This is a genomic window from Mycobacterium palustre (assembly GCF_002101785.1).
GTDB lineage: Bacteria > Actinomycetota > Actinomycetes > Mycobacteriales > Mycobacteriaceae > Mycobacterium > Mycobacterium palustre.
This window is the reverse complement of record NZ_LQPJ01000065.1, coordinates 1-24,399: the sequence shown is the minus strand read 5'-3', so window position 1 is coordinate 24,399 and position 24,399 is coordinate 1. Positions and strand designations below refer to the sequence as shown.

At 62.9% G+C, this 24,399-nt stretch carries 20 protein-coding genes and 4 pseudogenes; 18 read left to right on the top strand and 6 right to left on the bottom strand.

Annotation, left to right across the window (positions count from 1 at the left end; genetic code table 11):
• The first annotated feature begins 272 nt into the window (after positions 1 to 272).
• From AWC19_RS05630 to AWC19_RS30390, 15 genes and pseudogenes are all read left to right on the top strand, one after another.
• On the top strand, positions 273 to 1,403 hold the full coding sequence (locus AWC19_RS05630) for an LLM class flavin-dependent oxidoreductase (protein WP_085077090.1): 1,131 nt from the start codon (positions 273 to 275) through the stop codon (positions 1,401 to 1,403).
• Between the two features lie 91 nt (positions 1,404 to 1,494).
• Positions 1,495 to 4,129: pseudogene (locus AWC19_RS05625) on the top strand (bifunctional FO biosynthesis protein CofGH).
• Positions 4,130 to 4,682: 553 nt separating this feature from the next.
• The gene (locus AWC19_RS05620) at positions 4,683 to 5,453 is read left to right on the top strand and encodes an MlaE family ABC transporter permease (protein ID WP_085077089.1); all 771 of its coding nucleotides are present in this window, start codon (positions 4,683 to 4,685) and stop codon (positions 5,451 to 5,453) included.
• Complete coding sequence (locus AWC19_RS05615; protein WP_085077088.1) at positions 5,450 to 6,304, top strand: ABC transporter permease; 855 nt, start codon at positions 5,450 to 5,452, stop codon at positions 6,302 to 6,304. The genes AWC19_RS05620 and AWC19_RS05615 overlap by 4 nt, the downstream gene beginning before the upstream one ends.
• A 5-nt stretch (positions 6,305 to 6,309) precedes the next feature.
• On the top strand, positions 6,310 to 7,749 hold the full coding sequence (locus AWC19_RS05610) for an MCE family protein (protein ID WP_085077087.1): 1,440 nt from the start codon (positions 6,310 to 6,312) through the stop codon (positions 7,747 to 7,749).
• A 17-nt stretch (positions 7,750 to 7,766) separates the two neighbouring features.
• Positions 7,767 to 8,795: an MCE family protein gene (locus AWC19_RS05605; protein WP_085077086.1), complete on the top strand. Its 1,029-nt coding sequence runs from the start codon at positions 7,767 to 7,769 to the stop codon at positions 8,793 to 8,795.
• Positions 8,792 to 10,111, top strand: a complete 1,320-nt coding sequence (locus AWC19_RS05600; protein ID WP_085077085.1) for an MCE family protein — start codon at positions 8,792 to 8,794, stop codon at positions 10,109 to 10,111. Before AWC19_RS05605 ends, AWC19_RS05600 begins: the two co-directional genes overlap by 4 nt.
• The gene (locus tag AWC19_RS05595) at positions 10,108 to 11,478 is read left to right on the top strand and encodes an MCE family protein (RefSeq protein WP_085077084.1); all 1,371 of its coding nucleotides are present in this window, start codon (positions 10,108 to 10,110) and stop codon (positions 11,476 to 11,478) included. Before AWC19_RS05600 ends, AWC19_RS05595 begins: the two co-directional genes overlap by 4 nt.
• Positions 11,478 to 12,608, top strand: a complete 1,131-nt coding sequence (locus AWC19_RS05590; RefSeq protein WP_085077101.1) for an MCE family protein — start codon at positions 11,478 to 11,480, stop codon at positions 12,606 to 12,608. Before AWC19_RS05595 ends, AWC19_RS05590 begins: the two co-directional genes overlap by 1 nt.
• 1 nt (position 12,609) lies before the next feature.
• Positions 12,610 to 14,073, top strand: coding sequence for an MCE family protein (locus AWC19_RS05585; RefSeq protein WP_085077083.1), 1,464 nt, complete (start codon positions 12,610 to 12,612; stop codon positions 14,071 to 14,073).
• 124 nt (positions 14,074 to 14,197) lie between these two features.
• On the top strand, positions 14,198 to 14,959 hold the full coding sequence (locus AWC19_RS05580) for a tetratricopeptide repeat protein (RefSeq protein WP_245848757.1): 762 nt from the start codon (positions 14,198 to 14,200) through the stop codon (positions 14,957 to 14,959).
• A complete protein-coding gene (locus tag AWC19_RS05575; protein WP_142281014.1) occupies positions 14,956 to 15,681 on the top strand; it encodes a hypothetical protein in 726 nt (241 codons plus the stop codon). The genes AWC19_RS05580 and AWC19_RS05575 overlap by 4 nt, the downstream gene beginning before the upstream one ends.
• Before the next feature lie 106 nt (positions 15,682 to 15,787).
• Positions 15,788 to 16,513, top strand: a pseudogene (locus AWC19_RS31525) (CAP domain-containing protein).
• Positions 16,514 to 16,711: 198 nt separating this feature from the next.
• On the top strand, positions 16,712 to 17,593 hold the full coding sequence (locus tag AWC19_RS05565) for an alpha/beta hydrolase-fold protein (protein WP_085077081.1): 882 nt from the start codon (positions 16,712 to 16,714) through the stop codon (positions 17,591 to 17,593).
• Between the two features lie 259 nt (positions 17,594 to 17,852).
• Positions 17,853 to 18,055: pseudogene (locus tag AWC19_RS30390) on the top strand (hypothetical protein); the annotation flags it as partial.
• 315 nt (positions 18,056 to 18,370) lie between these two features.
• Here AWC19_RS30390 and AWC19_RS05555 read toward each other — a convergent pair.
• Complete coding sequence (locus AWC19_RS05555; protein WP_085077080.1) at positions 18,371 to 18,832, bottom strand: nuclear transport factor 2 family protein; 462 nt, start codon at positions 18,830 to 18,832, stop codon at positions 18,371 to 18,373.
• Between the two features lie 59 nt (positions 18,833 to 18,891).
• On the opposite strand from AWC19_RS05555, the pseudogene AWC19_RS05550 reads away from it, so the two are divergent.
• Together AWC19_RS05550 and AWC19_RS28895 are read left to right on the top strand one after the other, a co-directional pair.
• Positions 18,892 to 19,625 (top strand): annotated as a pseudogene (locus AWC19_RS05550) (dienelactone hydrolase family protein).
• Between the two features lie 48 nt (positions 19,626 to 19,673).
• Complete coding sequence (locus AWC19_RS28895; RefSeq protein WP_425436878.1) at positions 19,674 to 19,853, top strand: hypothetical protein; 180 nt, start codon at positions 19,674 to 19,676, stop codon at positions 19,851 to 19,853.
• A gap of 11 nt (positions 19,854 to 19,864) precedes the next feature.
• On the opposite strand, the gene AWC19_RS05545 is transcribed toward AWC19_RS28895, so the two are convergent.
• The 5 genes from AWC19_RS05545 to rpfC are packed head-to-tail and all read right to left on the bottom strand — an operon-like array spanning position 19,865 to position 23,450.
• A complete protein-coding gene (locus tag AWC19_RS05545; protein WP_085077079.1) occupies positions 19,865 to 21,187 on the bottom strand; it encodes a cytochrome P450 in 1,323 nt (440 codons plus the stop codon).
• Between the two features lie 48 nt (positions 21,188 to 21,235).
• On the bottom strand, positions 21,236 to 21,655 hold the full coding sequence (locus AWC19_RS05540) for a lipoprotein LpqH (protein WP_085077078.1): 420 nt from the start codon (positions 21,653 to 21,655) through the stop codon (positions 21,236 to 21,238).
• Between the two features lie 12 nt (positions 21,656 to 21,667).
• A complete protein-coding gene (locus tag AWC19_RS05535; protein WP_085077077.1) occupies positions 21,668 to 22,501 on the bottom strand; it encodes an SDR family oxidoreductase in 834 nt (277 codons plus the stop codon).
• A 20-nt stretch (positions 22,502 to 22,521) separates the two neighbouring features.
• Positions 22,522 to 22,995, bottom strand: a complete 474-nt coding sequence (locus AWC19_RS05530) for an SRPBCC family protein (RefSeq protein ID WP_211284857.1) — start codon at positions 22,993 to 22,995, stop codon at positions 22,522 to 22,524.
• A 29-nt stretch (positions 22,996 to 23,024) separates the two neighbouring features.
• Positions 23,025 to 23,450, bottom strand: coding sequence for a resuscitation-promoting factor RpfC (gene rpfC, locus AWC19_RS05525; protein ID WP_211284856.1), 426 nt, complete (start codon positions 23,448 to 23,450; stop codon positions 23,025 to 23,027).
• Positions 23,451 to 23,675: 225 nt separating this feature from the next.
• Between rpfC and AWC19_RS05520 the strand changes: the two genes are divergently transcribed.
• The gene (locus tag AWC19_RS05520; protein WP_211284855.1) at positions 23,676 to 24,254 is read left to right on the top strand and encodes a hypothetical protein; all 579 of its coding nucleotides are present in this window, start codon (positions 23,676 to 23,678) and stop codon (positions 24,252 to 24,254) included.
• Positions 24,255 to 24,399: the final 145 nt, after the last annotated feature.

Below are 24,399 nucleotides of genomic sequence, written 5' to 3'. Positions count from 1 at the left end.
CGACGTCAAGTGTCGGATGTCACATCACCCTGCGTAATTTGCCACTACGTCGCGTTGTGGAACTCTTTCCTACGATCTCGACGGCCGACGCTTGACATCCAGTGTCACGTGACAAAGACTACTCGACCGGCGACCTATGTCACTAGCCGTGAGTTTTGAGAGGTCGGTCACGGCAACTAGAGCCAGCGCAGTCGCGCAGCTTCGCTGATGACCGAGCTAGAGATGGGCCATCGAAGAGTGAAAGCAAGGCCACAAGATAGGAGGGGCTTAGCATGGGTCGGATCGAGTACGGCAACTTCGCGTTGACGCTGCAGTCGGCCGAGGCGACAACAGGCTTTGCACAGCTGTATGAATCCCAAGGGTATGACTTCTACACTTATTGGGATCAGGCCAACGGGTTCCAGCCGGACTCGATACACACCCCAGACGTGACACCGCTGGCCGCATCGATTCCGACGCTGCAGCTGTTCTACGATCCCGCGCCCGTCATTGCCGTTGCCGCCCAGCAAACTGAGCGCATCAAGTTCATCTACGGTTCGATCGACTCGGTTCGTCGCTCACCATTCATCATCGCCCAGACCATGCTCTCGTTGGACAACCTGACGCGCGGGCGGACGATCACGATGCTGGGTGCAGGGGAGCAAAAGCAAATGAAGCCTTACGGATACAGCCGCATCGGATCCCACGACAAACTGGTCGACACGGTAAATATCATCCGTCGGTTCCTGGACTCCGGCGGCGATCCCGTCTCCTACGAGGGCCGGGTATGGAATCTGGATCGGGCCTTGATGGCATTGCAGCCATACGGTGAGACGCCGCCTCGGATGTGGATCGCGGGGTCCTCAGACGAGGATCTCAAGCTAGTAGGCGAGTCAGGCAATGGTTGGACGACAATTGCTCCGGGGTTCACCGAAGACGATCCCGAGGTATTCGCACAACAGGTCGCCACATTGCGCAAATATGCCGCCGAGGCTGGCCGTGACCCCGACGAGCTCGACATCTGTATATCGGCGGTGGTGTGTGTCACCGAGAACGAACGCGAGATGGAGGCGCTGCGCGACAATCCCTATCTGCGTTGGTGGGGAATGATGTTCCTGCCGAACTCCGACCTCTACGCCAAGTGGGGCCTCGGCGAGCATCCGATGGGTGCGAACTGGATGTATGCCAGAAAATGCGTTCCTCATTGGTATGACAGGGCGCAAGCGATGGACATCATCGAACGCACTCCGCGCGAAGCGGTGGACCGGGTATCGATGAATGGCACCGTCGAGCAGGTTGTCGAGAAGCTGACCCCTTATACCGAACATGGCGCGACGCACGTGTTGCTGACCAATGCCGCACCCATCGCCGGCTATGCCGACCTTGGTCCTGAGCTAATGGCAGCCATGAAAGCCAATGAATGATCAAATTGAGCGTCCCTGTGGCCCACAGGGGCAGCAGACGACACTGCGTCGTCGCGGCTGTTAAGACATGACCACGGTGTGGCCACCTCCATTGTCCTGGCGTGCACCCGAGACAGGGGTAGGCACCGCGCTCGACGCCCAATGTCGCCACCCCACCGCTTTGCCCAACCCTGCAATCCCGTCCAAGGTTAGTGCCTCGGCGCTGCGTCGGGTGTTGCGGCGGGCTCGAGATGGCGCGGCGCTGAACATCGACGAGGCGGCGGTCGCGATGACCGCGCGCGGCGCGGCTCTGGCGGATCTGTGTGCAAGCGCGGCGCGGGTGCGCGACGCGGGTCTGGAGTCGGCCGGACGCCGCGGCCCGGGTGGTGGGCTACCGATCACCTACTCACGCAAGGTTTTCATTCCGGTCACCCACCTGTGCCGGGACAGCTGCCACTACTGCACCTTCGTCACCGTCCCAGGCAAGCTGCGCGCCCAGGGCGCCGGCATGTATCTCGAGCCCGACGAGATTCTCGACGTGATTCTCGACGTCGCCCGCCGCGGTGCCGAACTCGGTTGCAAGGAAGCGCTTTTCACCCTCGGTGACCGTCCCGAGGATCGATGGCCGGAGGCGCGCGAGTGGCTGGAAGCGCGTGGCTACGACTCGACACTGTCCTATTTGCGGGCGATGGCGATCCGGGTGCTCGAAGAGACGGGGCTGTTGCCGCACCTGAATCCCGGCGTGATGAGCTGGGCGGAGATGGCCCGGCTCAAGCCGGTGGCGCCGTTCATGGGCATGATGCTCGCGACGACGTCGCGGCGGATGTTCGAGACGAAAGGGCTTGCGCACTATGGCAGCCCGGACAAAGATCCGGCCGTTCGCCTGCGCACTCTGACCGACGCGGGCCGGTTGTCGATTCCGTTCACCACCGGCCTGCTGGTCGGCATCGGCGAGACCCTTGCCGAGCGGGCAGACACCTTGCACGCAATCCGCAAGTCGCACAAGGAATTCGGTCACGTGCAGGAGGTGATCGTGCAGAACTTCCGGGCCAAGGAACACACCGCGATGGCCGCCGTTCCCGACGCCGGCATCGAGGATTACCTGGCGACGGTGGCCGTGGCGTGGTTGGTGCTCGGCCCCGCGATGCGCATCCAGGCGCCACCCAACCTGGTGTCGCGCGACGAGTGCCTGGCGCTGATCGGCGCCGGAGTCGACGACTGGGGCGGGGTCTCACCGCTCACCCCCGAGCACGTCAACCCGGAGCGGCCCCGGCCGGCCCTGGACGATCTGGCCGCCGTCACCGCCGAAGCCGGCTACGAACTGGTCCAGCGGCTGACGGCACAGCCCAAATACGTGCAGGCCGGCTCGGCCTGGATCGACCCGCGGGTGTCCGGACACGTGATGGCGCTGGCCGACCCGGCCACCGGACTGGCCCGCGACGTCGACCCGGTTGGGATGCCGTGGCAGGAGCCCGACGACGTCGGTTTCTCGGGCCGGGTCGACCTCAACGCGGCGATCGACAGCGAGGGCCGCAACACCGAAACCCGCAGCGACATCGACAGTGCCTTCGGGGACTGGGAATCGATCCGCGCCCACGTTCACGAACTGGCCGCCCAGGGCGCCAAAGCGCCAGAACGCCTAGACACCGACGTGCTCGCCGCGCTGCGCTCCGCCGAACGCGACCCCGCCGGCTGCTCCGACAGCGAATACTTGTCGCTGGCGACCGCCGATGGTCCGGCACTGGAAGCCGTTGCCGCGCTGGCGGATACGCTGCGCCGCGAGACCGTCGGCGACGATGCGACCTTCGTGGTGAACCGCAACATCAACTTCACCAACATCTGCTACACCGGCTGCCGGTTCTGCGCGTTCGCGCAGCGCAAGGGCGACGCCGACGCCTACTCGCTGTCCACCGAGGAGGTGGCCGACCGCGCGTGGGAGGGGTACGTCCAAGGCGCCACCGAGGTGCGCGCAGGGTGGCATCGACCCCGAACTGCCGGTCACCGGCTACGCCGATCTGAGGCGCGCGGTCAAGGCGCGGGTGCCGTCCATGCATGTGCACGCGTTTTCCCCGATGGAGATCGCCAACGGAGTCACCAAGAGCGGCTTGAGCATTCGCGAGTGGCTGGTCAGCCTTCGGGAGGCGGGCCTGGACACCATCCCGGGCACCGCCGCCGAGATCCTGGACGACGAGGTGCGCTGGGTGCTGACCAAGGGCAAGTTGCCGACATCGCTGTGGATCGAAATTGTCACCGCCGCGCACGAGGTGGGGCTGCGGTCGTCGTCGACGATGATGTACGGCCACGTCGACAACCCGCGACACTGGGTGGGCCACCTCAACGTGCTGCGCGAAATACAGGACCGCACCGGCGGTTTCACCGAGTTCGTGCCACTACCGTTCGTGCACCAGAGTTCACCGCTGTGTCTGGCCGGCGCGTCACGTCCGGGACCCACCCACCGCGACAACCGGGCGGTGCACGCGCTGGCGCGAATCATGTTGCACGGCCGCATTTCCCAGATCCAGACCAGCTGGGTCAAGCTCGGTGTCGAGCGTACGCAGGTGAAGCTCAACGGGGGCGCCAACGATCTGGGCGGCACGCTGATGGAGGAGACCATCTCGCGGATGGCCGGCTCCGAATACGGCTCGGCCAAGACGGTGGCCGAGCTGATCGCGATCGCCGAAGGCATCGGTCGCCCGGCGCGGAAACGCACCACCACGTACCACTCTGCTCCCTGGTGTCACACATGAACACATATGCAGCACGTGGGTGGGGGCACGTGTCGGCGGCCTGGGTCGGTCGGCTGGTTACGTCGCTAAACGGAAGGAGCAAACACCCCGAACACAGTCTCACCGGGAAGAGCGCCGTAGCGGAGAAAGGGGAGGGTCGCATGTTGACGCCGCTGTTACCGGTGCCATAATATTGATACTAAAAGGCGCAAAAATATATGCTTTCGGTGTCCGCTGACGGTCATCTCACCTATATGTAGTTGGTGGACACAGCCGGGGTACATGGCCGATGGATAGAACTAAAATACGTGTATCGATAACTGGTTTCGCGATATCAGATGCTTGGTGGTCATAGTGCTCTGGTCCGGTGTGATAAACCCAGGAGTGGACGATAAGTTTAAGCATCCGCGCTACAGGGGGGGGCGGAGATGACGGTGGTAGGGAGAGATTTGTTGCGATCTCCGGTCGCTTACGCGCTCAGGGGCTGTGCTGCGCGGTTCGCCGCCAGCAGAACGGCGCATAGCAAACTGCGTCCCGACTTCGTGGCCACAGTACGCAGATGGCCGAAGTGTAGATGACCACGTTAACAACGACGGTTCTCAAACCCGTTCGATCCTTGGGCGGCTTCTTTGCCATGGCGCTCGACACACTCGTCGCCATCTTCAGGCCTCCCTTTGCGTGGCGTGAATACCTGTTGCAGACATGGTTCGTCGCAAGGGTTTCGCTGCTTCCGACACTGATGCTGACCATTCCCTACACGGTGCTTCTGGTTTTCACCTTCAATATTTTGTTGATCGAGTTCGGTGCCGCGGACTTCTCGGGAACGGGGGCGGCGCTGGGCACGGTGACCCAGATTGGCCCCTTGGCTACTGTGCTCGTCATCGCGGGCGCAGGCGCCACTGCGATGTGCGCGGATCTGGGCGCGCGCACTATCCGCGAAGAGCTCGATGCGCTTCGAGTCATGGGAGTCAATCCGATTAAGGCGCTGGTGGTGCCGCGAGTGCTGGCAGCAACCACAGTGGCAGTTGCTTTGGCGTCCACGGTAATCTTGGTCGGGTTGAGCGGAGGCTACTTCTTCTGTGTCTACGTCCAACATGTATCGCCCGGCGCCTTCGTCGCAGGCTTGACCCTGCTCACTCACGTTGCCGACGTCATCATCGCGCTCGTCAAGGGCGCCCTGTTCGGTATGGCGGCAGGACTGATCGCTTGCTACAAGGGCATTTCCGTCTCCGGCGGGCCCGCTGGGGTAGGAAATGCAGTCAATGAGACCGTGGTATTCACCTTCATGGCGTTGTTCGCCATCAACATCGTCGCGACCGCGGTCGGAGTGCAGGCAACACTATGAGCCCCAACGCACCCAGTACGGTCTATCCGCGCGCTAGCAGATTGGCATACGGAGTCGCGCATGGTTGGAACCGTATTGGTCGACAGACCCAGTTCTACTTTCTCACGCTCCTTTCGATCCGTGATGCGGTCGCCAACTACCCCGCCGAGGTCATTCGGCTCATCGCGACAATGGGGTTGGGCGCCGGAGCGCTCGCAGTGGTGGGCGGAACAGTCGCCATCGTTGGGTTCTTGACGCTGTCCACCGGCGCATTGGTTGCGGTGCAAGGTTATAACCAATTCGCCAGTATTGGAGTCGAGGCACTGACCGGGTTCGCCTCAGCATTTTTCAACGTGCGGTTGATCGCTCCAGGAACGACGGCCGTCGCGCTGTCAGCGACCATCGGCGCCGGCGCAACAGCGCAAATGGGTGCGATGCGCATCAACGAAGAAATCGACGCGCTTGAGGTCATCGGTATCCGTAGCGTGGCTTATCTTGCCTCGTCTCGGGTCATCGCCGGCGTGATCGTCGTGGTGCCGCTGTATTGCGTTGGCGTGTTGATGTCTTTTCTGGCCGCCAGATTCGGCACCACGGCGATCTATGGTCAATCGACGGGTGTATACGACCACTATTTCAACACCTTTCTCAATCCCCAAGATCTGATCTGGTCTTTCGTGCAATCGGTGGCGATGGCCGTCGTCATCATGTTGGTCCACACGTTCTATGGCTTCAATGCCTCAGGCGGGCCGGCCGGTGTTGGAGAAGCCGTTGGTCGGGCGGTGCGTACCTCCCTCGTCGTTGCGGCTTTCACGGTGACGGTGACCTCACTTGCTATCTACGGACAGTCCGGCAACTTCAACCTTTCGGGATAGTCGACATGACACTTAAACGCGGCAAGCGCAGCCTGCACCCGGCGGTTTGGACCTTAATCCTCATCGCCGTCATTGTTGCCATCCTGATAGGCACAATTATGCGTTTCAACGGGTCGTTAAACTCCTACGTACCAGTGACTTTAGAATCGGACCGCTCTGGTCTGGTGATGGAGTCGGGCGCGAAAGTTAAAATGCGGGGCGTTCAAGTCGGACGTGTTGAAGGGATCATCGGCGGTCGGGAACCTGTCAAGCTCAAGCTTGCGCTATTCCCAGATCAAATCCGCTACATACCGGCCAACGTCCAAGCGCAAATCCGGGCCACAACCGCATTTGGTGCCAAATACGTCGACTTGATACCTCCCGCGGAGCCCGCCGCCAAACGCATATCGGCTGGGGCAACGGTGATCTCGCGAAACGTCAGTACGGAGGTCAACACCGTCTTCCAGAACATTGTTGATGTGCTGCGCCAGGTCGACCCACCCAAGCTCAACGCGGTGTTGGGCGCGCTAGCCGACGGCGTGCGCGGCCAGGGTGAGCGCATCGGAGAAGCCACTAGCGACGCCAACCAGGTCCTGGAGGCCATTAATCCCCGCATGGAGACAGTCGCCGCAGATTGGCGTTCGTTCAAGCGCTTCAGCGACGCCTACGGCAAAGCGGCAAAAGACATCATCACTGTGCTCGACACGTCGAGCACAGTGAGCTCCACGGTGACCGGGCAGTCGCGCGACCTAGATGCACTGCTACTGAACACGATTGGATTCTCCCAATCGGGAATTAACCTAGTGGGCCCAAACAGAGACGCCATCGTCAACGGTATCAACAAGTTGCAGCCGACGACCGACCTGCTGCTGAAGTACAACCCCATCTATACCTGCACACTGCAAGGGGCGCAGTGGTTCGTCGACCACGGCGGCAAGGACGCCGAGGGTGGCAATGGTTATTCGGTCATACTCGACGCCGGTCTACTCCTTGCCGATGATCCGTATCGCTATCCTGACAACCTGCCGATCGTGGCCGCCAAAGGCGGACCGGGTGGTAAACCGAGTTGCGGATCGTTGCCTGACGCATCGAAGAACTATCCAATCCGAGCACTAGTCACCAACACCGGATGGGGAACCGGGCAAGACATCCGGGTTAACCCCGGCATCGGATTTCCCGGATGGGTCAACTACTTTCCGGTGACGCGAGCAAAGCCCGAACCGCCCGTGATCCGCAATCTCGGTGGACCTGCTCCCGGACCGCCGCCGGCCTATCCAGGAGGGCCGCCCTTCGGCGTACCCCAGTACGCGCCGGACGGTACGCCGCTGTACGCGCCCCCGCCCGGCGCACCTCCACCGCCGCCGATTGGTCCACTGCCATGGCTGCCCCAAGCAGCCGACAACCCGGCCGCAGTGGCCCCGCCTGACACACCACCGACCGATGGCGCACCGCCGCCATCTCCATGAGGACCCTGGAGTAACGGATGAGAGGCAACTTATCGGGTGCCGTTTGGCGCCTGGCGATCTTCATGACAGTCTGCGCGGCGGGAACCTTCGCGCTACTCCTGGTTTTCGCACAACTGCGGTTCCAAGACGAGCACATCTACGAGGCGGTGTTCACCAACGTCAGTGGGTTAAAAGAAGGTGATTTCGTGCGTATCGCCGGCGTTGAAGTCGGCAAGGTGAAAAAAATTTCGATCAACCGACAAGGTCAGGCCGTGGTGGCCTTCTCCGCCGATGACACCGTGGTCCTCACCGAAGGCACTAAGGTCCTCATCCGCTACAACAACCTGATCGGCGACCGGTTTGTGCAGCTAGAAGAAGGGGCGGGTAGCGTCAAGCGGCTCAACCCGGGCCAGACGATTCCTGTTAATCGCACAGAGCCCGCCTTGGACCTCGACGCGCTGATCGGTGGATTCAGGCCGCTTTTTCGCGCTTTGAATCCGGAGCAGGTTAACGCCTTGAGCACACAGCTGATTCAAGCATTTCAGGGGCAAGGCGAGTCGATCTCGTCGTTTCTGACACAAACCGCTTCATTTACCAGCACGCTGGCCGACCGAGATGCGCTCATCAGCCAGGTGATTGGAAATCTGAACACGGTGTTAGTATCCCTGGGGGATCAGAGTAAGCAATTCGACAAGACGGTCGACTCTTTATCCAAGCTGGTCCAGGGCCTGGCGGAGCGTAAGGTCGACATCAGCAACAGCATTGCCTATAGCAACGCGGCCGCCGCCTCGATCGCCGACTTGCTGTCACAATCACGAGAACCGTTCAAAGATGTTGTGGCGCAGTTGGATCGCGCTAGTACCCAAGTCTTGTCTGACCGTGAGTACGTGGACAACATCCTCAAAGGTCTGCCCGGCAAATACAGGATCCTCAACCGGTTGGGACTGAGCGGCGACTTCTTCACCTTCTATCTGTGCGACCTCGTCTTGAAGGTCAACGGCAAAGGCGGGCAGCCGGTCTACATCAAGTTGGCCGGCCAGACAACAGGCCGGTGCACGCCAAAATGAAGACCTTCAGTGAACGCAACCCTCTGGTCATCGGTTTTGTTGGTATCGGACTGACCGCAGTCGTAGTGGTCGGCGCCCTGGAGTTCAAGAAACTGCCCTTTTTCGATATCGGCCCGCAGTATTCGGCGTATTTTGCTGAGGCGAGCGGATTGGCGCCCAACGCTCCGGTACAGGTCGCTGGATACCGGGTCGGTGAGGTCACCGGCATCGACCTGGAAGGCACCCGCGTTCTGATCAAGTTTAAAGTGTCCGAGGACGTCCACATGGGTGACCGGACCGAAGCCGCTATTAAGACCAAAAGCCTGCTGGGCGCTAAGGTCCTGGAGGTCTCTCCGCGAGGCGACAGACCCCTGACCGGGGCCATCCCGCTGGAACGGACCACGCCGGCCTACCAACTCCCCGACGCGCTCGGTGACCTGGCCAAGACGATCAGCGGTCTAAACACTGACGAGCTCGACCGCTCCTTCCAAACTCTGTCGCAGACCTTCAAAGACACCCCGGCAGATCTGCGAGTGGCCGTCGAAGGTGTAGGCCGGTTCTCGCAATCGCTCAACGAGCGTGATAACGAACTGCGATCGCTGCTAGAACAAGCCAACAAGGTCACCGGCGTCCTAGCCCAGCGCACAGACCAGATCGTCGGGCTCATCTCCGACACAAACGCGCTCCTTAAGCAACTGAGGACGCAAAGCGCAGCACTGGAAAACCTATCGGCCAACATCACGCGGCTCACCACGCAGATCTCAGGATTCATCGCCGACAACAAGACCACACTGCGACCGTCTTTGGACAAGCTCAACGCAGTGCTCACGATGGTGAACAACCGCAAAACTGAGCTGCAGCAATCGATCAAGATGCTGAACCGATACGCGCTGTCACTGGGTGAATCTGTCGGATCGGGCCCCTTCTTCAAGGCATACCTATCCAATCTGCTGCCGGGCCAGTTCGTTCAACCGTTCATCGATGCGGCCTTCTCCGACCTCGGCCTCGACCCCAATGTGTTGGCGCCATCGAAACGCATCGACCCCCCTGTCGGACAGCCAGCAACACCACCGCTGCCGATGCCCTATCCGCGCACGGGCCAGGGCGGCCCTCCACAGCTGCACCTGCCCGACGCGATCACCGGAAAGCCTGGCGACCCGCGCTACCCGTATCGCGAACCACTGCCGGCGCCGCCACCAGGCGGACCACCGCCTGGCCCACCCACGCCTGCCGAGCCCGCCTACAGCCCGTCGCCGACGCCGAATCCGGTTTACGTGCCTGCACCCAACGAGGTTTCAGCAGATGGCACCCAGCAGCCGAAGGGAGGCATCCGATGACGCCACGCCGCATCTTCACAATCTCGCTGGCAGTCGCATTGACTCTGCTGTTGACCGGCGGTGGGGTCGTCGTGGCGCAGACCATCGGGCGGTCGAATCGCACGTACGTCACCGCCTACTTCGATAACAGCAACGGCATCTTTCCCGGCGATGACGTGTACATGCTCGGCGTGAAAATCGGCAAGATCGACACCATCGAGCCTGAACCGACTCGGGCGAAAATCACCTTCTGGTACGGCGACCAATACAAGGTGCCTGCCGACGCCAAAGCGGTCATTCTCTCTCCCCAACTGATCACCTCTCGGGCAATACAGCTGACCCCTGTTTACACCGGCGGGCCGGTCATGCAGAACGGAGCCGTGATCGGCCAAGATCGCACCGCGGTCCCCGTCGAATGGGACGACTTCCGCCAGCAGCTGGAGAAACTGACTCAAAGCCTGCAACCGGGCCCCGACGGAGTGAGTCCGCTTGGCGCCCTCATCAACACCGCCGCTGACAACCTGCGCGGCCAGGGAGCGAACATCCGCGACACCATCATCAAGCTCTCGCAGGCGTTTTCGGCGCTCGGCGACCACAGCGGAGACATCTTCTCCACGATAAAAAACCTGTCGATCCTGATATCAGCATTGCACGACAGTACGGATCTGATGAGTCAACTAAACCAGAACCTGAACGCAGTCACCGGACTACTTGCCAGCGACCCTGACGCCATCGGTAGAGCCCTTGACGGTCTGAGCAGAGCCACCATCGATATCAAGCAATTCGTCGCCGACAACCGCGAAGCGCTAGGCAAGACCTCAGAGAACTTGTCCACGTTGACCGGGGCGGTCGTACAAAGTATGGACGATGTCAAGCAAACCCTGCATGTCGCCCCGACAACCTTCGCCAACTTCCTCAACATCTATGAACCGGCCCACGGCGCCCTCACGGGCGCGCTGGCGTTGAACAACTTCGCCAACCCCATCCAGTTCATCTGCGGGGCAGTCGAAGCCGCATCGCGGCGTGGTGCTGAGCAGTCGGCGAAGCTGTGCGTGCAGTACCTGGCGCCCATTCTGAAGAACCGGCAGTACAACTTTCCGCCGATCGGCTTCAATCCCTTCACCAACGCCCAGGCGCGCCCGAACGAGATCACCTATAGCGAGGACTGGTTGCGACCGGACTATCGTCCCACTCCACCATCGGCCGCCGGGCAGCCGGGGATGAGCCCCAAACCCCCCGAAGCCGGGCCTAACCCACCGGATCAGCCCCCCGCCTCCCAGTCGGCAACGCAGGAGGGCCCTCCACTGATCGAGCCGCAGGCACCGGCGCCCACCGACCCGGCTAAGGGCCTGACCGGCATGATGATCCCGACGAACGTGGGTGGATGATGATCAGACGCTTGAGAAGAGTTCTGGCACTATTACTTCCGGCGGCGCTTCTGATCAGTGGCTGCGACTGGCATGGGCTGAATTCGCTGCCGCTACCGGGGACCGAAGGAAGCGGACCAGGCGTCTATACAATCCAGGCCCAGCTGCCCGATGTGACGAACATCCAGCCGAATTCCCGGGTTCGTGTCGCCGACACCACGGTCGGCAATGTCACCAAGATTGAACGTCAAGGCTGGCACGCCCTTGTCACGATGACCGTCAATCGTGATGTCGCACTTCCGGCGAATGCTACGGCAAAAGTCGGGCAGACCAGCCTTCTGGGTTCGCTGCATATCGAACTCAGCCCCCCCGTGGGTGCGGCGCCGCAAGGCAAATTGCACGAAGGTTCGCTCATCCCGCTGAAAAACGCTGGCGCATACCCCACGACGGAACAGACCCTCGCAGCGGTCTCCATGTTACTCAATGGTGGAGGACTGGGTCAGATTCAAGACATCACCAAAGCCTTCAGCACCGCGTTCGCCGGTCGCGAGCAAGACTTACGTAGCCTCATCGGACAGCTGAACGAATTCACGTTGCATCTCGACGCCCAGAAGAACGACATCATCTCGGCAACAGAAAGTTTCAATCATCTGACGGATCAGTTTGCTGCGGAGAAGCCTGTGCTGGACAGGGCGATGCGTACCATCCCCGAGGCCCTGGCGGTGCTCAGTGCGCAACGTTCGCACCTCGTTGAAGCCTTCGACCAGTTCGGGAAATTCGCCGCGTTGGCCGCCGATACCACGAACAAGTCCGAAGATGCTCTGGTCGCAGAACTCAAAGCGGTTGGCCCCATAGTGCGGTCGCTGGCCGATGCCGGGCCCTCACTGACTAGGTCGCTCAGCGTCATACCCACCTATCCCTGGGTCAACGACACTCTCGGCAACTGGGTTCGCGGGGACTACGCCAACCTGACAGCGATCATCGACTTGACGTTGAGCCGACTGGACCAAGCGTTCTTCACGGGGACCCGGTGGGAAGGAAACCTCACCGAACTCGAATTGCAGTGGGGCCGCACGATCGGTCAGCTTCCCAGCCCAGCGACAGCGGCTAATCCGCTCGTCATCCCCTACCACCTAGATCAGGGGCCCTGACATGGTATTGACTCGGCAGGTCAAAATTCAGCTGGCCCTGTTCATTACGATCTCGATGACCGCGGCGCTCGTGATGATATTTGGCTACATGCAGTTGCCGGCGATGATCGCCGGAGTCGGTCACTACAAGGTGACTGTGCAGCTTAAGCAGTCCGGTGGACTTTATCCGCGGGGCAACGTCACCTACCGCGGGACTGAGGTGGGGCGTATCGACGAGGTACGTCTAACCGATACGGGCGCTGAGGCCGTGTTGTCCCTCAACTCTGACCGCAAAATCCCTTCAGACCTTGACGTTCAGGTACACAGCCAATCGGCGATCGGCGAACTATATATCGCGTTGCTGCCGCGAAACGGCTCCTCTCCACCCCTGAAGAGCGGCGATGTCATCCCGGCCAACCGAACGTCAGTGCCCCCTGACATCAATGCCCTGCTCGACGCGACAAACCGCGGCCTAGCTGCGGTGCCACACGACAACCTGAAGACGGCGATCGACGAAAGCTATACCGCTGTAGGCGGTTTAGGCCCCGAGATGTCCAGGATCGTGAAAGGATCGACACAGCTGGCCATTGATGCCCACACCAACCTTGATGCCCTGACTTCCTTGATCGATCAGTCCAAACCAGTCCTTGACTCTCAGGGCAACTCTGCCGCTGCAATCCAAGGATGGGCCTCGCACCTGGCGACGATCACCTCACAGGTGCAAAACCACAATGACTCGTTCTCGGGGTTGCTGCGCAACGGACCAGCGGCGGCCCAGCAGTCCCAGCAGTTGCTCGAACAGCTCCGACCGACATTGCCACTACTGATGGCGAACCTCGTCAGCATCGACGATGTCGCGATCGCATACCAGCCCGCAATCGAGCAACTGTTGGTCTTGGTGCCCCAAGGTTTGGCCAACATCGAAGGAATCGTGATCGCTAACCAAAACACCAAACAGCCATACCGCGGTGCGTTCATGGCGTTCAACCTGAACATCAACCTGCCACCACCGTGCACGACTGGATACTTGCCCGCTCAACAGCAGCGGCCGCCAACCTTCGAGGATGAACCCGACCGAACTGACGCCGATCTGTACTGCAGGATCCCGCAAGACAATCCGATCATCGACGTCCGTGGTGCGCGAAATTTCCCGTGTCTGACGGTTCCAGGGAAACGTGCACCGACGGCCAAGATGTGTGAGAGCGACGAACAGTATGTGCCGCTCAACGACGGGTTCAACTGGAAGGGCGATCCCAACGGCACCCTGTCGGGTCAAGACATCCCGCAACCGCCCCCCGGCCGATCCGCCGCCGGAGGAGAGCCGCCGCCGGCTGCCACGCCGCCACCATTGGCGGTAGCTCAATACGACCCGGCAACAGGAAATTACGTCGGGCCCGACGGCAAGGTCTACAGCCAGTCCAACTTGGCCCGGAGCTCGGCGACACGAACATGGCAGGACATGGTGATGCCTCCCGCGAATAAATAGACCACCCGACGACCTCACCGACAGGAACGGCACCACATCGATGAAACATCGCCTACCCACAGTAGTTCCCACGCGCAGCGAGCCACGGATCCGGACCAGCGCAACGGCCAATTCGATCAGACGTATGGCCCGCTCTGTACGACGCCGTCCTGAAAGGGGATTCAAGCCAGCTGAAGTCGCACCCACGGCCGGTTCTGGCAGGGCAGCGACTACCGATTGCGAAGGTCGGATTACTGCTGCCGTTGATGCCGAGCAGAACTCGTCGATGGCCTCATCGTCTGATGTCTCCGACGATGCCGACCGCGGCGATGAAAATCGGCCATCTGAGGCGCCCCCCGGAGACGACGTCGACGGCACCGGTGAAGCCAACAAGGTGCTGGACAACCCACCTTCGACCAAGCAACACTCTCCAGTTCGCGCGGCCGCCGCCGCCGGAATCCTGATCGTGCTGGCTCTTTCGGCTCTTACTGGCTGGCTGGGATGGCGCGCCGAGCAGTCGCACCGGCGCATTGAGGCGCGCACGCTGTTCTTGCAGGTCGGTCGCCAAGGCGCCTTGAATTTAACGACTATCGATTTCCGCACTGCCGAAACGGACGTTCAACGGATTATCGACGCGTCAACGGGAACATTTCAAGACGACTTCCGCAGTCGCTCAAAGGCGTTCATTGAAACTGTCAGACAAGCTCAGTCGGTGACGCAAGGAAGCGTCGGGGAAGCGGGCATCGAATCGGTGGACGGCGACCGCGCCCAAGTGCTGGTAGCGGTGACCGTCAAGACCCAGAACGTGGCCGCCCCAACCCAAAAGCCCCGGTCGTGGCGGATGCGCATCACCGTACAGAAGGTCGGTGACGGGGCGAAGGTTTCCAATGTGGAGTTCGTGGTATGACCGAATCGGTAACCGGCGTTAACGCCGATGAGCAAGACATAGAACCGCACGCCGAAACATCGGACGGCCATAGTCGTCGGGGGGATCTACGCGGCGTCCTCGATGACAAACCTGAGAGGGTGATGGCCGGACGGGACTCGCGCGACGACGAAGCCGCGCAGACCGATCATGACGGCGCCACCGACATAAGCGCCGGCCACGCCCAAACACGGTCCAACCTACGCCGCTTGGCCAGAAGGACGCCGTGGGCGAAGATCGCTGTCTACGGTGTACTGCCTGTTATCGCGGCGGCGTTGACCGCTGGGTCGGGATACCTGAAATGGCAGGAGTCGTCGGCACGCGGTTCGCAGCAGGCCGGCGTCGAAGCTCTCACAGCGGCAAGGGAATCCGTGGTTGCCATGCTGTCGTATAAGGCAGACACCGTCGATAAGGATCTCAAGGGCGCCGAGAATCGTCTGACCGGCAAGTTCCGTGATTCTTACACGCATCTGATAAACGACGTCGTCATCCCTGGCGCTAAGCGGGACAATATCACCGCGGTGGCTTCCGCGCCTGCCGCGGCCGTCGCCTCGGCGAGCATGAACCGTGTCGTCGTTGTGGTTTTCGTGGACCAGACCACCACGGTCGGCACCGGACCACCCTCGGATACCGCTTCCAGCGTCAAGGTGACACTCGATAAAATCGGCGGCCAATGGCTCATCTCCGACTTTCTTCCTGTCTAACGAAGCCCAGACCGTGGGCGTGACGAATAGCTTGTTTGCTGCGAGGGCAAGCACCTCGCAGACCCATACCGTCAATCTGAACGCGAAAAGGCGATCGCTCCTTGGGATGCGTGAGCCGCGCTCGTCGTTCATCGATGAGGCAGCCACAGCGCAAAGGACCCGACGGATACGGTTGAGCTCGCGCAATCCAATCGGTGTAATCCTTTGCACCGCAGCCGCTTGTGGTCTTGCCATCGTCTTTGCGCCCGCAGTCGGCGCAGACAACAAGCGACTGAACAACAGCGTGATCGCCAATGTCTACACCATTCAGCATCAACACGGTTGCACCAACGACGTCGCCAATAATTTACAGCTGCAACTGGCTGCTCAATGGCACACCGACGATCTCATGGGCAATCGGGCACTCGACAGCGACCTCGGATCGGACGGCTCAAATGCCCAAGACCGGGCCAATGCGGCCGGATATCACGGAAGCGTGGCAGAAACAGTAGCGATCAACACTTCATTGGCGATCAACAATCTCGACATTATGAATCAGTGGTACTACCGCCCCGACTACATGGCGATCATGTCCAACTGCGCTTACCGGCAGATGGGAGTCTGGTCGGCCAACAGCTTGGATCGCTCAGTGGTAGTCGCCGTGTACGGGGATCCAACGTGATTTGGTGTGCGGCAACGCTATCGGAGTTTCTCATCCACTCACCGACCGAGAGAGGTAACGCTGGATCCCAGCCCAGATTATGACGCGAGTGACGAACTGGAGTACTTCTTCAGCTGGCTGCCATGGGCGTTGCGGGGTACGTTTCCGCCTCCGGATTATCCGCCGCACTGAGAAGGCGGGTCACGGGCCGTATTCCCGTTGGCCGACCAGGTCCGCCAGACGGAGAGTGCCGTAGAGAGCGGGCCTCAAGTTGCGAGATTTCGACTCACTGGCCTGCGGCGAGCAGGCTTGAACGACAGTGGCGAGGACGTCCGGGATTACGTACCACGCCAGAATGACATCCGTCAGATCGATTGGACTAGCTGGAAAATGACGCGCTGCACCATCCTGCCGCGGGCGGCGCTGGCTGCGCTCGTAGCAATGAGCCTCTGGCACCCTGCCGCCAAGGCCGACAACACCGAATACTTGATGGTTCCTTCTGCGGCGATGGGGCGCGACATCCCGGTTGCGTTCCACGGGGGTGGCCCGCACGCGGTATATCTGCTCGACGCATTCAACGCCGCACCTGATACCAGTAATTGGGTCACGGCTGGAAATGCGATGAATACTTTGGCAGGTAAAGGAATCGCAGTTGTTGCTCCGGCAGGGGGTGCTTGGAGCCTATACACGAACTGGGAACAGGATGGCAGTCGCCAGTGGGAGACCTTCCTATCCCAGGAGTTGCCCGACTGGCTCGCGACCAACAAAGGGCTTTCTCCGGGCGGACACGGCATTGTCGGAGCCGCGCAAGGAGGCACCGGCGCGTTGATGATGGCGGAATTTCACCCGGACCGTTTCCGATATGCCGGGTCGATGTCGGGATACCTCACCCCGTCGCGCACCATGGACAACGGTTCCCTAACTGCGGGCATGGCCCAGTACGGCGGTGTCGATACCCGAAACATGTGGGGAGCCGCCCAGTTGGGCAGGTGGAAGTGGCACGACCCTGATGTCCATGTGCAGATGCTCATCGACAACAACACGCGGCTGTGGATGTTCAGTCCGTCCACGCCCACATGCAGTGATCCACCGGCCATGATTGGATTCTGCGACGAGGCCCAAGGCAGCAACCACTTCTTCTACCAGCACTACCACGCTGCCGGGGGGAGGAATGCGCACTTCGATCTGCCGCCTAACGGACAGCACGATTGGGGCACGTGGGGTCCTCAATTAGCGGCGATGTCCGGCGATCTTGCCGCGACACTTCGGTAACCGTGTTCATGATGTTGGCCCATTTGACACCGCGACTCTTAATCGCGCTGCCCGGCATTGCCGCGTTATGCGTCGTAGGGTCTGCTCCAGCCAACGCCGGCCCTCTCGACGATCCGTGCGGCCCCATTCCCTTGATGTTGTACGGCCTTATACCCATGGCGCCCGAACTAGACGGCGACATCGACCTGACCCAACAAAGCCCACCGACCGGTTCGATGCCCGGTTCGCCCGCGTTGCCATCACCAACAGACCGCTCGCCAACGGCCGCTACACGTTGACGGTCGATGTCCCCGATGGCCTGCGCTGCGGTGACGTCTCTATGGCCCCGCCCTTCCTACCCACGACACGTACTCATGGGATGGAACAACGCTGACCGGTGCGCTGGAATCCTCGTTCGCGACAGGCTGCGGTGGTGCGCCGGCCGGGACCAACACGTACCCGTTTTCGCTTTCGCGGATGTAGGGCATCCGTTCGTGTCACGACGCTGCCACAACCTATGGCAGCGACAACCCATAAAACCGGACATCCCGGGATCTAACGCATATTCCAAACTGCGCCGACGGTGGACAGCGACTTCGAGTCCATGTCATGGAGTTCTTGGGGCGGTGATGGCGCTCAAGGAACCGGCATCCTCACCTATCAGGTCTGCGAACCCATCTGTAAAGAAGGCCACCGTGAGCAGTACGCCGTCAACGCTCGTGGGCGGCAGGCACCGGGCATGACATAGTGCGTTGTACGTATCGGTTCCTGGCCCACGCGGGCCACCGAGCGGTGCCCTCACACCAACGCGGTTGCATCAAACACCCAGCTGGTGTCCGCCGTCGCGAGCGCCTCGAAGTGGTTGGGCGGCGCGAAGCTCACGAGGCTTTGCATGTCCCAATAGTCTTTCCACACAGCGATTTTCCCGTCGATCACCTTGTGCACGGTGACGAAGCGCAACACGCCCCGCTCCCCGGACGCGAACGTCCAGGTTTCCGAGTGCTCGTAGATGGCGTCGGGGCCGTTGGACACCAGCAGGCCGTCGTGGTTCTCGTAGGCCGCCAGCGGCTCGAGACCCATCTTCAGCCGCTTCACGATGTCCTCGGGGCCGCGGGCCGCCAGCGCGGGGACCGGCATGTCGACGTAGAGGCAGTCCTTTGCCAAGAAGGTCTTGACCGCGTCCCAATCGCGCCGCGAAAGCGCCTGCCATAGCCCGAGTACGACATCGTCGACCGCGATCGCAGAAACCTCTCTTGTCATGGCGGTCAATAAACCCGCTTGTCGGGCGGGTGTCAACGGTGCGGCGGATACCCAGCGGGGTGACCCCGCTGCAGCGCTACATCGCCGGGGAAATCACCACCGATCACGCCGCCGGGCTGTTGACCGCGCCGATCGCGTGGGCCGGCCCGCAGGGCCAGCTCCAAGGGCGTGGGCGCAGCCGGCCAACACCAAGGGGGCCGTCCCGGTCATCCACGAGAACAAGGGCCTCGACGACTGGGTGCGGTCGGTGGCCGGACGCCTGGCCGGGGCACGCTACGCCGCCCTCGCCATCGACGTGCTGTCCGGGGAGCGCGGCACCGGCGGCTTTGCCGATCCGGCGCAGGCCACCGCCGCGCTCGCGAAGCTCCCGCCGGAGCGGTTCACCCACGACCTGAAATCCGGTGTGGCCGAACTGAAGTCGCGCGCCCCGGGACAGAAGGTCGGCGTGGTCGGCTTCTGCTTCGGTGGCGGATTGGTGTGGCAGCTGTTGGCCTTCGGCGCCCGGGGGTGTGCGCCGCGGTCCCGTTCTACGGCCCGCTGCCCGACAGCGCCGCCTTCACCGGAGCCAAGGCCGCCGTGCTGGCGACCTATGCGGCGCTGGACTCCCGCGTCACGAGGTCGCAGCCGGCCCGCCAAGGCCGCGTTGGATCGCGCCGGGCTGACCAACGGGATCGTCGTCGAGCCCGGTGCCGATCACGCCTTCTTCAACGACACCGGCGCGCGCTACGACGCGGCCGCGGCGGCCGACGCGTGGCAACGGCTGCAGGACCGGTTCGGCCGCTACCTCGCTTGACGGCGATGATCCTTCGGAAAGCGGCGGCCGGGGGGCATACTTACCGGCGTGACATCGCAGCGCGACGAGCCGGAGCACGTCGGAACCGGTCAAGCCAACGGCCTGTTGACCCGGCGCGAGGCCATGCGGCGACTGGCCTTCGCCGCCGCCGCGGGTCCCGCCGCGCTCATCTCCGCGTGTTCCGGCGGCAGGAATGGGCCGAGCCGCCGACGCCGTCGCCGCCGCTAACGCCAGGCCGATCAGACCTCGGCCGGAGCCATCGATCGCGCCGGGCCCAGGGTCACCGGCAGCGTCGACCATCCGCGCAGCACCCGCGTGTCCCGGCGGCTTCCCGACCCGGCCGCCCGCACCTCGGGGAAGCGATCGAAGAAGGTGCGTAGCCCGACCTCGCCCTCGGCGCGCGCGAGGGCGGCGCCCAAGCAGAAGTGCCGGCCGCCGGAGAAGGCGAGATGCCGCCCGGCATTAGGCCTTTCGATGTCGAAGCGGTGCGGATCTTCGAATACCGACGGGTCCCGGTTGGCGGCGGCAAGATAGATCACCACCAATTCGTCGCGGCGCACCCGCATCCCGGCCATGTCCACATCCTTCAGCGCCACCCGCGCGGTGAGCTGCACCGGGGACTCCAGCCGCAAGATCTCCTCGACCGCGTTGGGCCACAGGTCGGGACGCCGGCGCAGCGTCTCCAGGTGTTCGGGCGCATCCAGCAGCATGCGAATCCCGTTGCCCAGCAGGTTGACCGTGGTCTCGAACCCCGCCGCCAGCACCAGGCCGGCGATGGCCTGCAGCTCGTCCGCGTCGAGATGCGTTTCGGGCGAACCGCTTTCGGCCATCTGGATCAGCTGGCTCATCAGGTTGTCGCTCGGGGCGCGCCGCAGCTCCCGCAAATGGTCGGCCAGCCAGACGTTGAATCCGGCGATGCCCTTCTGCACCCTACGGTATTGGCGCCACGGCAAGCCGAGGTCCAGGCTGGGCGCCGCCAGCTCGCCGAACTCCAGCACGCGCCGACGGTCTTGTTCGGGCACCCCCAGGATGTCGCTGATGATCGCGACCGGCAGTTGCGAGCAATACTCTCCTACGATGTCGACGACGCCGGACCGGTCGGCCAGCCGGTCCAGCAGACCGGCCGCGGTCCGCTCCACCCCGTCACGCAAGGCGGCGACCGCCCTGGGGGTGAAGACCGCCGACACGGTCTTGCGGTAGCGGGTGTGGTCCGGCGGCTCGACGGCCAACAACGACGGTTCGCGCAGCGGATGCAAGAAGCCGTCGCGAGTGCGGCGCTCCACCCACCGCAGCGGCGCCGGCAGGTTCGAACCCATGTTGACCACCCGGAAGTCGTCGGATCGCAGCAGCTCGTGGGCCAGCGCGTGGTCAGTCGTCACACAGTTGACGCGGCCCCTGACCAGCGGGCCCAGGGCGCGCAGTTCGTCGTAGAACGGCACCGGGTCGGCCGGCACCGTCGGGTCGGCGATCAGCCTGGCCTGGAGCTCGCCGCGCCGCATGCCGATCGCCGCGACGCCCCGGATGAAGCCGTGCATCACGAGCCAGTGCAATCTCTCCTTCACCGGTCCTCCAGATCTCAGGTGGTCTCACCCAGCCTAGGACTGGACCCGTCAGCACTCGGCGGAGATCTTGAAGTCCGTCGTCACCGTCGTGTTGGGGTTGCTGTTGTTGATGCCGTAGGCGCTGCCGGCGATGGTGTAGGACCCGTGGGTGACGTCGGCGTGCGCGTCTCCCACGCCGCCCTGCCAGAAGCTGCCGGTGAACCCGTCGACGTTGCGGATCTTCACCCACTGCGGCATGGCGCGGTAGCCGCTGAGCAACACCACCGCCTCGATCTCACCGTTTCGGTCGCGGATGTCGATGGTCCGGTACCCCTGGTCCTGGCTGCAATCGGCGGGCCGCGTCGTGCGAGTGGCGCCGTCGACGGTCACGCGCGCGGCTTTGCGGGGCACCGTCTCGGCCTGCCCGCACCCCGCCACTGCGGCCCCGGCGACAAGGACCAAAGCGACTGCCCTGCAACGGTTTCGCATCAGGTGCCTCCTTTACTGCCGCTTCGGCATCAGCGCCGGCAGGGACTTGACGATGCGGGCCCGCACGAACTCCGGGCTCAGGCCCTTGAGCAAGTCGATCGCGCGAATGCTCTTCGGCACGTACCAGTGCAGCCGCTTCTTGTCGTGGTAAGCCTGCCACGCCGCCTCGGCCACGCTGGCCGCGGGCATCAGCCGGAACATGCCCTTCTTCGGTGCCCGGGCCCGCAGCTCCTCCGGGGACATCGGCCGCCCGCCGTCGTCGGAATGGTTCGTGGTCGTGGTGAGGATGGCGGTGTCGATCAGGCCGGGCAGCACGTCGGCGACCCGCACCCCGTGGCGCCGCCATTCCACGCTGAGCGCCTCGGTCAGGCCCTTGACGGCGTGCTTGGTCGACGAATACACCGCGAGGCGCGGCATGCCATAGGTGCCCGACGACGAGGACGTCGAAAACATCAGGCTGCCGGGGTTCTTCTTGAGGTAGGGGAGGGCGGCGTACGCGCCGGTCAGCACCGCCTTGAAGTTCACCTCGACGACGCGCATCGCGGCTTCGTAGGGCACATCCTCGAACCAACCCGATGCGCCGACGCCGGCGTTGTTCCACATCATGTCGAGCCCGCCGCCCGGGTTGCCGGCGCAGAAGTCGGCAAGCGCACCGTCCAAGGCGGCCTTGTCCGTCACGTCGACGACGCGCGTCCACAGCCGGTCACCGCCCAATTCCCGCCGCAGCGTCGCCAGACCGTCCTCGTTGCGGTCCACCGCGCCGACCCGCCAGCCCTTGGCGTGAAAGAGCTTTGCCCCCTCGCGGCCCATGCCGCTGCCCGCGCCAGTGATGAAAATCGATTTCACGGGCCGTCAAAGCCTTTCGGTCAGCCGGCCTCAACCACATCTTTGATGCGGTTCAGCGTCTTGGTCATGTCACGGATGTTGCGCCGCTTGCGCAGAAAGCCACCGAATAACCAATACACGCCGAGCCAGGGCGCCGAGTTGAGCCGGAACGACTCGGTCACGTCGGTGCCGCCTTCGCTGGGGGCCAGTCGGTAATGCCAGTTGTTCACCGCCCGGTCGCCGAGCATCACCGCAAACCCGAACTCCCGGCCGGGCTCGCAGGCGGTCACCTTGCACGTCGTCCAGTAGACCGGCCCGATCTCGTTGCGCCGGACGTGGCCGCGGAACTTGGCGCCCAGGGCCGGGCCCGTCGCGCCGCCCACCCACTCGGCCTCGAACACTTCCGGGGAAAACCGTCCGGTGTTGCGCACGTCCGCGATGAGATTCCAGATCTTGTCCGCGGGCGCCGCCATGTGAACAGTCGCCGAACCTTCCATGGCCTGATCCAAACACAGCCGCGCGTTGAGTCATAGACCAATGGCGATTAATGGGGCACGGCCGCCTGAATCAGCCCGTTGACGATCTGCTTGATTCCTTGAGCGGGGTGCGAATACCAGGCGATCGGGAGGCCGGAAGCGGCGCCGCACTTGGGCCAGGGCTCGACGCCCTCCTCCGCGAAGACCCGATTCGCCACGGCGATCTGTTGCTCGCGGGACGCGGCCGCCGGGTTGCCGACGCCGCCGTATCGCGCCCAGGTGTCCGGTTTGAATTGCAGCCCACCGTATTTGCCGTTTCCGGTGTTGGCGTGCCAGTTGCCACCGGACTCGCACTGCGCGATCGCGTCCCAGTTGGGGCCGGGGGTAAGGCCGGTGGGGGCGGCGTTGGCGACGCCGGTGGAGGAGGTCAGCGAGGCTGCAACGATCCCGCCGACGATGGCGTACTTGACGGAAGTCTTGCAGAGTTTTCTCATGCCAGACATTTCGGCGCGCGTGTCCGAAGTGTTACCTGTTTGAAAATGCCGCGAGATATGCCCTCTATCAGCGGGATTGGCTCGCTACGAGGCGCGCGCAGAGGTTTAGAAATTGGTGAGAAACAAATAAATTAGCCCTGGCAATGCGACCGCGCCCCGAACGCGGAGGCCTGCGGTACAGGTTGTCGAGTCGGCGCGCCGCGCGCCGGGTTAGCCTGGCCGCTGATGGCTCCGACTGTCCACTGGCTGCGCTCGACGCACGCGCGCGCGTTGCTCGCGGCCGCGCTGGGGGCCTGCCTGCTGCTGGGGGGCGCCGTCGTGGCGGTGGACCGGCTGCACACCACGCCCGCCGACGTGCTTGACCATCCCGCCGACCCGGTCACCGACGAGCAATCCGCGGCCCAGGTCCTCGAGTCGGCAAGGCAGATCGTCACCGTGACCGGGCTGCGGACCGCGTCGGCGAGCTACACGCTGATGTCGTGCAAGGACCGGGACGACCCGCCGTATCAGGGGGCGATCTATTTGACCTTCGCGCTGCCGGGCACCGCACCCGCCGACGCCTACCTCCCGGCACTCGCGGCGGCGCTTGTCGATCATGGCTGGGCCGAAGCGCGGGCTCCCGGCGACCGCGCGCTGGCCAAGACCCTGTCAAAAAACGCGGTTACCGCGATGCTTTCCCGCCAGCGCGACGACCCCGGCACGGGGGTCCTGCGCGTCTACGGAGAGTGCCGCAACATGAATGATCACCGCCGGGACGCAACGGCCTGGGTCGACATCACCGACCAGTTGCCCCATTCGGGCTGAGCGGCCCGTAACGCGCCACTGCGCCCGACGGCGTGCCATCGAGGCGCAGTGGCGACGTTGGAGCTAGCTGTACCCGGCCATAACGTTGGTTACAGGCGGCTGATGGGTGGTAGGCCGCTGAGTGCGCTGTGGCGGCGTTGAGTGT

What these genes read in the sequence shown, in the direction of transcription:
- AWC19_RS05630 (WP_085077090.1), top strand. Translation starts at nt 273, where the DNA reads ATGGGTCGGATCGAGTACGGCAACTTCGCGTTGACGCTGCAGTCGGCC.
- AWC19_RS05575 (WP_142281014.1), top strand. Translation starts at nt 14,956, where the DNA reads ATGACCGAATCGGTAACCGGCGTTAACGCCGATGAGCAAGACATAGAA.
- AWC19_RS05600 (WP_085077085.1), top strand. Translation starts at nt 8,792, where the DNA reads ATGAAGACCTTCAGTGAACGCAACCCTCTGGTCATCGGTTTTGTTGGT.
- rpfC (WP_211284856.1), bottom strand. Translation starts at nt 23,450, where the DNA reads ATGAGAAAACTCTGCAAGACTTCCGTCAAGTACGCCATCGTCGGCGGG.
- AWC19_RS05605 (WP_085077086.1), top strand. Translation starts at nt 7,767, where the DNA reads ATGAGAGGCAACTTATCGGGTGCCGTTTGGCGCCTGGCGATCTTCATG.
- AWC19_RS05555 (WP_085077080.1), bottom strand. Translation starts at nt 18,832, where the DNA reads ATGACAAGAGAGGTTTCTGCGATCGCGGTCGACGATGTCGTACTCGGG.
- AWC19_RS05620 (WP_085077089.1), top strand. Translation starts at nt 4,683, where the DNA reads ATGACCACGTTAACAACGACGGTTCTCAAACCCGTTCGATCCTTGGGC.
- AWC19_RS05595 (WP_085077084.1), top strand. Translation starts at nt 10,108, where the DNA reads ATGACGCCACGCCGCATCTTCACAATCTCGCTGGCAGTCGCATTGACT.
- AWC19_RS05520 (WP_211284855.1), top strand. Translation starts at nt 23,676, where the DNA reads ATGGCTCCGACTGTCCACTGGCTGCGCTCGACGCACGCGCGCGCGTTG.
- AWC19_RS05615 (WP_085077088.1), top strand. Translation starts at nt 5,450, where the DNA reads ATGAGCCCCAACGCACCCAGTACGGTCTATCCGCGCGCTAGCAGATTG.
- AWC19_RS05580 (WP_245848757.1), top strand. Translation starts at nt 14,198, where the DNA reads ATGGCCCGCTCTGTACGACGCCGTCCTGAAAGGGGATTCAAGCCAGCT.
- AWC19_RS05590 (WP_085077101.1), top strand. Translation starts at nt 11,478, where the DNA reads ATGATCAGACGCTTGAGAAGAGTTCTGGCACTATTACTTCCGGCGGCG.
- AWC19_RS05610 (WP_085077087.1), top strand. Translation starts at nt 6,310, where the DNA reads ATGACACTTAAACGCGGCAAGCGCAGCCTGCACCCGGCGGTTTGGACC.
- AWC19_RS05540 (WP_085077078.1), bottom strand. Translation starts at nt 21,655, where the DNA reads ATGCGAAACCGTTGCAGGGCAGTCGCTTTGGTCCTTGTCGCCGGGGCC.
- AWC19_RS05585 (WP_085077083.1), top strand. Translation starts at nt 12,610, where the DNA reads ATGGTATTGACTCGGCAGGTCAAAATTCAGCTGGCCCTGTTCATTACG.
- AWC19_RS05565 (WP_085077081.1), top strand. Translation starts at nt 16,712, where the DNA reads ATGACGCGCTGCACCATCCTGCCGCGGGCGGCGCTGGCTGCGCTCGTA.